Origin of the sequence: Massilia glaciei, assembly GCF_003011895.2 — a bacterium.
GTDB lineage: Bacteria > Pseudomonadota > Gammaproteobacteria > Burkholderiales > Burkholderiaceae_D > Telluria_A > Telluria_A glaciei.
The window spans coordinates 1-9,363 of the sequence record NZ_PXWF02000058.1 but is presented as its reverse complement, the minus strand read 5'-3'; the positions used below and the strand labels follow the sequence as shown (position 1 = coordinate 9,363).

The following is a 9,363-nucleotide window of genomic DNA, read 5'->3' as shown; positions in this document are numbered from 1 at the left end:
ATCGAGACCGTGCACCGGCTCGCGCCGCGCTTCAAGCGCGATAAGAAACTGCTGCTGGCCAAAAAGGTCGAGACGCGCGCGCAATTCCAGACCGCGCTCGACGCCGGATTCGACTATTTTCAGGGATACTATTTCGCCAAGCCGATCGTGATCAGCGGGCGCAAGCTGTCGCCGTCGCGGCTGGCCGTGGTGCAACTGATGACGCTGGTGATGTCGGACGCCGACAACATCGAGATCGAGCGCGCGGTCAAGCGCGACGTGCCGCTCGCGCTCAACCTGCTGCGCCTGGTCAACACGCCGGCGGTCGGCCTGCGCCACCGCATCGATTCGCTCAGCCAGGCCGTGATGATCCTCGGGCGCCGCCAGTTGCAGCGCTGGCTGCAGATCATGCTGTACGCCGAGACCGCCAGGCAGGGCCAGAACATGACGCCGCTGCTGATCCTGGCCACCACCCGCGGGCGATTGCTCGAGCTGCTCGCCAAGCGCGTGCGCCCGAGCCACCAGAACGTGGCCGACATCGCCTTCACGGTCGGCATCATGTCGCTGATGGACACCCTGTTCGGCATGCCGATGGAGGAGATCATGCTGCAGATCCCGGTCAGCGACGAGGTGTCGGAGGCGCTGCTGCACCGCGCGGGTTTTTTCGGCGACCTGCTGCGCCTGGCCGAATGCATCGAGCGGGTCGAGGAGATGGAGGACCAGCTCACGCCGACGCTGCGCGATCTGGCGATATCGAGCGAGGAACTGGTCGAGCTCGAGATGGCCGCGTTCGAGTGGAGCGAAACCGTGGTGCGCTTCGCGATCTGAGGCCGGCGCCGCATTCACCCCAGGGGCCGCGTCCACTCGGCGTCCGCATGCCCCCAGCGCCTGCATGCCCCCAGCGTCTGCATCGACCCAACGTCATTCCCTCGAAAGAGGGAACCCATACTGAGCGCGCTGTAACGGGCGGTTAAACAATTCGACCACTTACCGCGCCGGAGCGGTTACGACAAATTCGGCGCCAGCCAGCTGGCCAGCTGCTCGCGTTCGACCCCGCGCCGCTTGGACATGTCGGCCAGCTGGTCCTCGCCGATCTTGCCGACCACGAAATACTTCGATGCCGGGTGCGCGAAGTAAAAGCCCGACACCGCCGCCCCCGGGAACATCGCGAACGACTCGGTCAATTCCATCCCGATCTCCTGCGCCTGCAGCACCTTGAACATGTCGGCCTTGACCGTGTGCTCGGGGCAGGCCGGATAGCCCGGCGCCGGCCGGATGCCCTGGTATTTTTCGGCGATCAGCGCCGCGCTGTCGAGCTTTTCGCCGGCCGCGTGGCCCCACAGGTCGGTGCGCACGCGCTCGTGCAGGTATTCCGCGAAGGCCTCGGCCAGGCGGTCGGCCAGCGACTTGAGCATGATGGACGAATAGTCGTCGTGCGCGGCCTCGAAGCGCTGCTCGTGCTTCTCGATGCCGAGCCCCGCGGTGACGGCGAACATGCCGATGTAGTCGGCCACGCCGGACGACTTGGGCGCGATGAAATCGGCCAGGCACTGGTTGGGCCGCTGCACGCCGTCGACGAGCGGCTTGACGCCCTGCTGGCGCAGGCCGTAATAGGTGAAGGCGACCGTGCCGCGCGTGTCGTCGGTGTAGACCTCGATGTCGTCGTCGTTCACGCTGTTGGCCGGCAGCAGCGCGATGACGCCGTTGGCGGTCAGCCAGCGCCCCTCGATGATCTTCTTGAGCAGCGCCTGGCCCTCCTCGAACACCTTGCTGGCCGCCTCGCCGACCACCGCGTCGTTCAGGATCGCGGGGAACGGGCCGGCCAGGTCCCAGGTCTGGAAGAACGGGCCCCAGTCGATGTACTGCGTCAGAGTGGCCAGCTCGACGTTCTTGAACACCCGGCGGCCGATGAATTTGGGGCGCACCGGCGCGAACGGCAGCAGCGCCTTGTTGGCGCGCGCGGCCGCCAGCGGCAGCATCGGCAGCGCCTTCTTGTTGGCGTGCTGCTCGCGGATGCGCTCGTAGTCCTGCGCGATGTCGTCGATGTATTTGTCGCGGCTCTCGGGCGTGAGCAGCGACTGCGCCACCGACACCGAGCGCGAGGCGTCGGGCACGTACACCACCGGGCCGTCGTAGTTGTGCGCGATCTTGACCGCGGTGTGGGCGCGGCTGGTGGTGGCGCCACCGATCAGGAGCGGGATTTTGAGCATGCGGAAGTGCGGGTCGCGCTGCATCTCGCGCGCCACGTGCGCCATCTCCTCGAGCGAGGGCGTGATCAGGCCCGACAGGCCGACCATGTCGGCGTTCTCGACCTTGGCGCGCGCCAGGATCTCGGAGCAGGGCACCATCACGCCCATGTTGACGACCTCGAAGTTGTTGCATTGCAGGACCACCGAGACGATGTTCTTGCCGATGTCGTGGACGTCGCCCTTGACCGTGGCGATCACGATCTTGCCCTTCGGTTTGGCGACGATGCCGGTGCGTTTCTCCTCGCGCAGCTTTTCCTCCTCGATGAAGGGGATCAGGTGGGCCACGGCCTGCTTCATCACGCGCGCCGACTTGACCACCTGCGGCAGGAACATCTTGCCCTGGCCGAACAGGTCGCCGACCACGTTCATGCCGTCCATCAGCGGGCCCTCGATCACGTGGATCGGGCGCCCGCCCGAGGCCAGCAGCGCCTGGCGCGCCTCCTCGGTGTCCTCGACGATGTACTGGGTGATGCCGTGCACCAGCGCGTGCGACAGGCGCTTGTTGACGTCGCCCGCGCGCCACTCGAGGTTCTGGACGTCGGCCCGTCCGCCCGCCTTGAGCGTGCCGGCGATGTCGATCATGCGTTCGGTGGCGTCGTCGCGCCGGTTCAGCACCACGTCCTCGACCCGTTCGCGCAATTCCGGCGCGATGTCGTCGTAGACGCCCATCATGCCGGCGTTGACGATGCCCATGGTCATGCCGGCCTTGATCGCGTGGTACAGGAACACGGTGTGGATCGCCTCGCGCGCCGGGTCGTTGCCGCGGAACGAGAACGACACGTTCGAGACGCCGCCCGAGATCTTCGCGTGCGGCAGGTTGCCACGGATCCAGCGCGTGGCGTTGATGAAGTCGACCGCGTAGTTGTTGTGCTCCTCGATGCCGGTGGCGATGGCGAAGATGTTGGGGTCGAAGATGATGTCCTCGGGCGGAAAGCCCACCTGTTCGGTCAGCACCTTGTAGGCGCGCGCGCAGATCTCGGTCTTGCGCTCGAACGTGTCGGCCTGGCCCTTCTCGTCGAACGCCATCACGATCACGGCCGCGCCGTAGCGCCGGCACAGGCGCGCCTGGCGGATGAATTCCTCCTCGCCCTCCTTCATCGAGATCGAGTTGACGATCGCCTTGCCCTGCACGCATTTGAGGCCGGCCTCGATCACCGACCACTTGGACGAGTCGATCATGATCGGCACGCGCGAGATGTCGGGCTCGGACGCGATCAGGTTCAGGAAGCGCGTCATCGCGGCGGCGGAGTCGAGCATCGCCTCGTCCATGTTGATGTCGATGACCTGGGCGCCGTTCTCGACCTGCTGGCGCGCCACCGACAGCGCCTCGTCGTACTGCTCGTTCAAAATCATGCGCGCGAACGCCTTCGAGCCGGTCACGTTGGTGCGCTCGCCGACGTTGACGAACAGCGAGTCGGCGTCGACCGTGAACGGCTCGAGGCCCGACAATCGCAGCGCCACCGGGATATCGGGCAGCGAGCGAGGCGCGGTGTCGGCCAGCAGCGCGGCGATCGCGGCGATGTGCTCGGGCGTGGTGCCGCAGCAGCCGCCGGCGATGTTGACGAAGCCGCTGTCGGCGAATTCGCGCAGCAGCGCCGAGGTGTCGGCCGGCAGCTCGTCGAAGCCGGTGTCGCTCATCGGGTTGGGCAGGCCCGCGTTCGGGTAGATGCAGACATAGGTGTCGGCGATCTGCGAGAGCTCCTGCGCGTAGGGGCGCATCAGCGCCGCGCCGAGCGCGCAATTGAGGCCGATCGTGAGCGGCCTGGCGTGGCGCACCGAGTTCCAGAAGGCCGGCACGGTCTGGCCCGACAGGATGCGGCCCGAGGCGTCGGTGACGGTGCCCGAGATCATCAGCGGCAGGCGCGCGGTGTCGGGGTGCTCGTCGAAATACTGGTCGATCGCGAACAGCGCGGCCTTGCAGTTGAGGGTGTCGAAGATGGTCTCGACGAGCAGCACGTCGGCGCCGCCGTCGACCAGGCCGCACACCTGCTCGAGGTAGGCCGCCACCAGCTGGTCGAAGCTGACGTTGCGCGCGGCAGGGTCGTTGACGTCGGGCGAGATCGAGGCCGTCTTGGGCGTCGGTCCGAGCGCGCCGGCGACGAAGCGCGGCTTGTCGGGCGAGCTGTATTTGTCGCACGCGGCGCGCGCCAGCCTGGCCGCGGCCACGTTCATCTCGTAGGCCAGGTGGCCCATGTGGTAGTCGTCCTGCGCGATCGAGGTCGCGCCGAAGGTGTTGGTCTCGATCAGGTCGGCGCCGGCGGCCAGGTAGCGCTCGTGGATTTCCCCGATGATCTGGGGCTGGGTCAGTGTCAGCAGCTCGTTGTTGCCCTTGACGAAGAGCTCGCGCGCGCCGCCCGCGGGCGCGGCGAAGCCGGCGAAGCGGCCGGCCGCGCCGCCGCGGTAATCGCGCTCGTCGAGTTTGTATTGCTGGATGATGGTGCCCATTGCCCCGTCGAGGATCATGATGCGGCGCGACAAAATCTCGCGCAGGCGGGCTTCGGTGCTGGACATGGCGGGCGTGGTGGAGCTGATCATGGTCGTGCTTTCAGGAGGCCGGGGCGGCGCCGCGGCGCGCGGCAGGTATGCGCAAATGGTCCAAAATTATACGACATTGCCCCTTTTTGGTTTGGGGGAGGGGGCAAACGGCCGGGGCCGCCACTGCCGGGCCGGTTTGTATCGTTTTGTATTTATGGCCGGGTCTGATACAGAACGATACACGCGGATACAAAACGCGCCGTCCCAGCAATCTTTATTTTGATCCTAGGTAGGACAATGTTGCTGTCGTTGTGAAACTGGCGCCATGTTGCGGCGCGCCACGGCGATGGGGCTTTTACCGGAGACAGGCATGATGAACGAGGATTTTCAACGCGGCTGGGAACAGCCGATGCTGGTGGCGGGCGATGCGCCGGCCAGCGCGGTGGGCGCGGCGCGCGGTCGCGGCGCGCGCGCCGAGAAGGCGCTCAAGCAGATCGTCACGATCCGGCTCGATGTCGATATGCTCGAGTGGTTCAAGCAGCAGGGGCCGGGCTACCAGACCCGCATCAACCAGCTGCTGCGCGAGCACATGGATGCGCAGAACGGCAAGAAGTAGCCGGTCCTGCGCGCCGGCCCGGCAGGCTCCTGGCAGCCCGGCAGGCTGCTAGTCGAAGCGGCGGTCCTCGAGCGGGAAACCCTTGAGGAATTCGGCCGCCGGCAGGCGCTTGCCGCCGGGTTTTTGGAGTTCCGTCAGGCGCAGGGTGCCGCCGCCGCAGGCGACCACGATGCCGTGCACCGGGTCGGCCGCCAGCACCTGGCCGGGCGCGGCCGCGCTGCCGGCCGCGAGCGCCTCGGCGCCCCACACCTTGAGCGCCACCCCGCCCACCTGCGCGTGCGCGCCCGGGAAGGGGTTGAAGGCGCGCACCTTGCGCGCCAACAGCGCGGCGTCGCGCGAAAAATCGAGCGCCGCCTCCTGTTTGCCGACCTTGGAGGCGTAGCTGACGCCCGCCTCGGGCTGCGGCTGCGCCGCCAGCGTGCCGTGCTCCATCCGGCGCAGCGCCGCCACCAGCAGGCGGCCCCCGAGCGCGGCCAGGCGGTCGTGCAGTTGGCCCGTGGTTTCGTGCGCGCCGATGGCGACGCTTTCGGCCAGCAGCATCGGGCCCGTGTCGAGCCCCTCGTCCATTTGCATGATGGTCACCCCGGTCTCGCGGTCGCCCGCCTCGATCGCGCGGTGGATCGGCGCGGCCCCGCGCCAGCGCGGCAGCAGCGAGCCGTGGATGTTGATGCAGGGCCGCAGCGCGAGGGTGCTGGCCGGCAGGATCAGGCCGTAGGCGGCCACCACCATGAGGTCGTAGTCGGTGCCGGCCAGGCGCGCGTGCGCGGCGCGCGCCTCGGCCGCGCGCCGCGGGTCGGCGCTGTCCATCCGCAGCGACAGCGGCTGCAGCACCTCGATCCCGTGCGCGAGCGCGAACTGCTTGACGCTCGAGGCGTGCAGCTGCATGCCGCGCCCGGCCGGGCGGTCGGGCTGGGTCAGCACCAGCACGATCTCGTGGCCGGCCTGGTGCAGGTCCGCGAGGGCGACGGCGGCGAACTCCGGGGTGCCGGCGAAAATGATCTTCATGTGGTTTCCAGTGCCGGTGCCGGCGCGCGGCCGTCCGTATGCGTTGAGGTGGGGTGCGGGCCGGCGCCGCCCGCGCGGGCCAGGCCGGCGCGGCCGGCGCCCGGCCTTGTCATGGGTGCAGCACTACACTAGTAGCGCCGGCCCGAGGCGCGCAGCGCGGCCTCGCGCTCGAGGCCGCGCTCCTCCTTGAGCAGCTTGGCCTTGATCCGGTTGCGCTTGAGCGGCGACAGGTATTCGACGAACACCTTGCCCATCAGGTGGTCCATCTCGTGCTGGATGCACACGGCCAGCAGGCCGTCGGCTTCGAGCTCGAACGGCGTGCCCTGCAGGTCGAGCGCGCTGACCTTGACCCGCACCGGCCGTTCGACGCGGTCGTAGATGCCGGGCACCGACAGGCAGCCCTCGTCGTAGACCTGCTTTTCGGGGCTCGACCAGGTGATCTGCGGATTGATGAACACGTGCAGGTCGTCGCCGCTCTCGGAGGTGTCGACGATGACCAACTGCTCGTGGACGTCGACCTGGGTCGCGGCCAGCCCCACGCCGGGCGCCTCGTACATGGTCTCGGCCATGTCGGCGACCAGCTTGGTGAGGCGTTCGCCGAATTCGGTCACGGGCCGGGCGACCTTGTGCAGGCGCGCGTCGGGGTAGCGGAGGATGTTCAGTAGGGCCATGGTGTCAGTTGATTCAGTAGCAATTTATGGTGGCGAATAAGCAATGCGCGGAGCGCCTGCGCGGGTCGATGATGCTCTCAAACAACAGAAATGCAACAGTTCCGGGCGGGGGGGCGGCGCGGTTTTTCTTGCTAGTTCAAGGATTTATGTGCAGAATTTGATCCAGTTCGGCAAGCTTACTCATCCATGTTGTCGAAAGAGCAGCAATGCAATCCGCTGTGTCTTGCGCTGTGGGCGGACGAGGAGACAAGTTCAGCCAGCAATTCCGTGTTAATGCCGCACTTTTCGGATCATTCAATGAAAAATTTTAGCACAGTCGGCGCCCGCCTTGTAGGTGCGGCACTTTTGGCAGGCGTCATGGCGACGCCCGCCCAGGCCAAGGCCCGGTGCGAATTCCGTGCCAACGCGCCCGACCAGCACACGGTCGTCAAACACGACACCCTGTGGGACATCTCGGGCAAGTTCCTCGAGCATCCGTGGTGCTGGCCGCAGGTGTGGGGCATGAACAAGGCCCAGATCAGGGACCCGCACTGGATCTATCCGCACCAGGTCATCTACCTCGACCGCGCCAACGGCCGCCTGACGCTGGTGCGGCCCGGCAACGGCAGCGCCGACAGCAACGGCATCACGCGCATCTCCCCGCAGATCCGCACTGAGGGCATGGGGCTCGACGCGATCCAGTCGATCGCCTCGAACGTGATCGAGCCGTTCCTGTCGCAGCCGCTGGTGGTCGACGAGGCCACGCTCGGGAAAGCGCCGCGGATCGCCGCCACGCGCGAGGCCCGGGTCACCATGGGCAAGGACGACACCGCCTACGTCAAGGGTGAGCTCAACGGTATCTCCTCGTTCCAGGTGTTCCGTCCGGGCACGCCGCTGCGCAATCCCGACGACAACAAGATCCTCGGCTACGAGGCGGTCTACCTCGGCACCGTCAAGCTGCAGAAAGAAGCCAAGCCGGGCGTCGACGTGCACACCTTCATCGTCGCCAGCTCGAAGATGGAGATGAGCGTCGGCGACCTGCTGGTGCCGTCGCCGCCTTTGCCGATCCGCAATTATGTCCCGCACGAGCCGGACCAGAAGATCAACGCGCGCGTCGTGTCGGTGTATGCGGGCGTCACCCATGCCGGCCAGAACCAGGTCCTGAGCATCAACCGCGGCAGTGTTGACGGCGTCGACGTCGGCACCGTCCTGCAGTTATACAATGTCGGCAAGGTGGTCAAGGACACCGGCGGCAAGCTGTCCCGGATGGGCAACACCCCGACCATCCGCCTGCCCGACGAACATGTCGGGACACTGTTCATTTTCCGCGTGTTCGACAAGATCTCGTACGGCCTGATCATGCAAGTGACCGAGCCGGTCGAAGTCGGCGACGTGGCCAGATCATCGGAGTAAAACCGCCGTGCAGGACACGGACCCCGCCAACCCCGCCAGCGAGGCCGCAAGCCTTGCCGCGTGGCTGCGCCTGGTGGGGACCGCCGGTGTCGGACTCGAGCGCGGCCACGCCCTGCTCGACGCCCTCGGGACACCCGAACACATCTTTTCCGCCTCCCACGCCGAACTTTGCGCGCACGTCCCCGGCGCCGCCGCGCGCGCCCTGCTGACGCCGCCCGCCGGCGCCGCGCTCGAACAGATCGACGCCACGCTGGCCTGGCTGGCCGATCCCTCCCACTGCCTGCTGCGCTTGCACGACGCGGCCTATCCGGCGCTGCTGCGCGCCACCGCGCACGCGCCGCTGCTGCTGTACGTCAAGGGCCGGCGCGCGCTGCTCGACGGGCCGGCGCTGGCGCTGGTGGGCAGCCGCAACGCCAGCGCCCAGGGGCAGGCCAACGCGCTCGCGTTCGCGCGCGCGCTCAGCGGGGCCGGCCTGACGATCGTCTCGGGCATGGCGCTGGGCATCGACGCGGCCGCGCACGAGGGCGGGCTGGACGGGGTCGGCTCGACCGTCGCGGTGATCGGCACCGGGATCGACCGCATCTATCCGAAGCGCAACGAGTCGCTCGCGCGCCGCATCGCCGGACACGGCTGCATCGTCAGCGAATACCCGCTCGGCACCGCGCCCGCCGCCGGCAACTTCCCCAAGCGCAACCGGATCATCAGCGGCCTGTGCGCGGGGGTGCTGGTGGTCGAGGCGGCGGCCGGGTCCGGCTCCCTGATCACCGCCCGCCAGGCCTGCGACCAGGGGCGCGAGGTGTTCGCGATCCCCGGCTCGATCCACGCGGCGCTGGCCAAGGGCTGCCACAAGCTCATCAAAGAGGGCGCGCAGTTGGTCGAGTGCGCCGACGACGTGTTGTTCGCGCTGGGCCGCTCGCCGCTGGTGGCGGCGCGGGCGGCGGGGCGGGGCGGGCCGGCCGCCGCCGAGCCCGCGCCC

At 67.9% G+C, this 9,363-nt stretch carries 7 protein-coding genes; 4 read left to right on the top strand and 3 right to left on the bottom strand.

Features of this window, described 5'->3' with window-relative positions; translation table 11 throughout:
- Positions 1-807 (top strand): EAL and HDOD domain-containing protein (locus C7C56_RS04370; RefSeq protein ID WP_146204280.1); only part of this gene is annotated, 807 nt, incomplete at its 5' end.
- A gap of 176 nt (positions 808-983) precedes the next feature.
- On the opposite strand, the gene metH is transcribed toward C7C56_RS04370, so the two are convergent.
- Positions 984-4,739 (bottom strand): methionine synthase, encoded by a 3,756-nt coding sequence (gene metH / locus C7C56_RS04365; protein WP_106756268.1) that lies wholly within the window; start codon positions 4,737-4,739, stop codon positions 984-986.
- Positions 4,740-5,073: 334 nt separating this feature from the next.
- Here metH and C7C56_RS04360 point away from each other — a divergent pair, with 334 nt between their 5' ends.
- The gene (locus tag C7C56_RS04360; protein ID WP_307719020.1) at positions 5,074-5,319 is read left to right on the top strand and encodes a BrnA antitoxin family protein; all 246 of its coding nucleotides are present in this window, start codon (positions 5,074-5,076) and stop codon (positions 5,317-5,319) included.
- Between the two features lie 48 nt (positions 5,320-5,367).
- Here C7C56_RS04360 and fmt read toward each other — a convergent pair whose 3' ends face one another.
- Both fmt and def read right to left on the bottom strand, forming a co-directional pair.
- Positions 5,368-6,324 (bottom strand): methionyl-tRNA formyltransferase, encoded by a 957-nt coding sequence (gene fmt, locus C7C56_RS04355; RefSeq protein ID WP_106756267.1) that lies wholly within the window; start codon positions 6,322-6,324, stop codon positions 5,368-5,370.
- Positions 6,325-6,452: 128 nt separating this feature from the next.
- Complete coding sequence (def, locus tag C7C56_RS04350; RefSeq protein ID WP_106756266.1) at positions 6,453-6,995, bottom strand: peptide deformylase; 543 nt, start codon at positions 6,993-6,995, stop codon at positions 6,453-6,455.
- Positions 6,996-7,292: 297 nt separating this feature from the next.
- Between def and C7C56_RS04345 the strand changes: the two genes are divergently transcribed.
- Positions 7,293-8,387 (top strand): LysM peptidoglycan-binding domain-containing protein, encoded by a 1,095-nt coding sequence (locus C7C56_RS04345; protein ID WP_106756265.1) that lies wholly within the window; start codon positions 7,293-7,295, stop codon positions 8,385-8,387.
- Between the two features lie 7 nt (positions 8,388-8,394).
- Positions 8,395-9,363 (top strand): DNA-processing protein DprA (dprA, locus tag C7C56_RS04340; RefSeq protein WP_106756264.1); only part of this gene is annotated, 969 nt, incomplete at its 3' end.

What these genes read in the sequence shown, in the direction of transcription:
- metH (WP_106756268.1), bottom strand. Translation starts at nt 4,739, where the DNA reads ATGTCCAGCACCGAAGCCCGCCTGCGCGAGATTTTGTCGCGCCGCATC.
- fmt (WP_106756267.1), bottom strand. Translation starts at nt 6,324, where the DNA reads ATGAAGATCATTTTCGCCGGCACCCCGGAGTTCGCCGCCGTCGCCCTC.
- C7C56_RS04360 (WP_307719020.1), top strand. Translation starts at nt 5,074, where the DNA reads ATGATGAACGAGGATTTTCAACGCGGCTGGGAACAGCCGATGCTGGTG.
- def (WP_106756266.1), bottom strand. Translation starts at nt 6,995, where the DNA reads ATGGCCCTACTGAACATCCTCCGCTACCCCGACGCGCGCCTGCACAAG.
- C7C56_RS04345 (WP_106756265.1), top strand. Translation starts at nt 7,293, where the DNA reads ATGAAAAATTTTAGCACAGTCGGCGCCCGCCTTGTAGGTGCGGCACTT.